Source organism: Amycolatopsis sp. NPDC006131 (assembly GCF_040614175.1).
In the GTDB taxonomy this organism is placed as follows: Bacteria; Actinomycetota; Actinomycetes; order Mycobacteriales; family Pseudonocardiaceae; genus Amycolatopsis_E; species Amycolatopsis_E tucumanensis.
Window position 1 is genome coordinate 1 of sequence record NZ_JBEXTX010000250.1, and the last position, 1,213, is coordinate 1,213.

General features: G+C 67.9%; 2 protein-coding genes. Both read right to left on the reverse strand.

What is annotated here, in order from left to right:
* Window positions 1–111 precede the first annotated feature (111 nt).
* On the reverse strand, window positions 112–366 hold the full coding sequence (locus ABZ215_RS43780) for a hypothetical protein (RefSeq protein ID WP_020422927.1): 255 nt from the start codon (window positions 364–366) through the stop codon (window positions 112–114).
* Window positions 367–632: 266 nt separating this feature from the next.
* On the reverse strand, window positions 633–1,213 hold a 581-nt coding region (locus tag ABZ215_RS43785), incomplete at its 5' end, for a manganese catalase family protein (protein ID WP_354956868.1).

A 1,213-nucleotide genomic window follows, 5' to 3' on the forward strand; every position in this document is an offset into this window, starting at 1 on the left:
GATCGCCGAGGCCAGCATGATCAGACCGCCGAGGAAGGAGTACAGGAAGAACTTGACCGCCGCGTACTGCCGGTTCGCGCCGCCGTAGCCGCCGAGGATGAAGTACATCGGTCAGCCGATGGGCAGCTTGCCGGTCAGCTGCCGCAGCGGGTTGCCGCCGGTGAGCGGGGACAGGGCGCTCTGCTTGCCCGTGACGGGCTCGAGCACGCCGGGGGTGCCGGCCTTGCCCGCGAGGCCGTTGAGCGTCATGCCGACGGCCTTGAGCTGCGGAGCGGAGACCCCGCCCGCGGAGGCGGCGCCCGCCCCGGCCAGAACCGCCGACGCAGCCGCGAGACCGATGACACCAGCACGAAGTGTGCGCGACACTGAGTTTCCCCTTCATCGGAAAATGATTCTTCGAACGAGACGAGAAACCTAGCCATTCAAGGCTCGCAACGCACTCTTCCCACCACTCGTCCGAGTGGTCCTGACGCGAATTACCTTCGACCGTGGCTACACGGTTTGCGGAATCACTATGTGCCGCGGCAGAAATCATTGCCCGACACCACGCAGGTGCCCGTCCGCGGGCACCGGTCTTCAGCAGCAGCCGCGCCACTCCGCGACCTCACCGCCCCGCGGCACAAAGCCGCGCCTCAGCGGCCGTAGTCGTGGCGCTCCGTGATCTCGCCGTCCTTGCGGCGCACCACGTGAGTGACCCCGCGCTTGCGGGCCAGTTCCCGGCCCTCGGCCTGGGCCTCCGCCTTCGTGTCGCCCGTGCTGGAGGCCCGGCTGTTGCCGACCACCTGGTTCTTCCACCGCCCGTCCGCGTAGAAGGTCTCCACATCGCCCTCCGCGAGCTCCGCCGTGTCCGCCGAGCCGCTGCCGGACCCGTTCGCGGAGTAGGTGGCGTAGAGCTCGGGGTCGGGCTTGGGTGCGCTGCCCGGGCCGCCGAGTGGCTTGGGGTCCATCAGGTACTCGATGCGGTCTTCACCGGTGGACCAGGCGCCCCTGTTGCCGTCGGGACCATCGGAGAGGTGCCAGATGGTGTTGTTGTGCGTCTGGTCCTCTTCGTCGAGCAGGGCACCGGGGGCGATGTCCGATTCGAGGCCGTCGGCCTGGAGTTCTTCGATGGCGCGCAACCACTGCTTCTGGTGCACGGTGTCCCGGGCCAGGTTGAACTTCAGCATCTCCTTCACGCCCGGGTCGTCGGTCATGTTGTACAACCGGGCGGTCT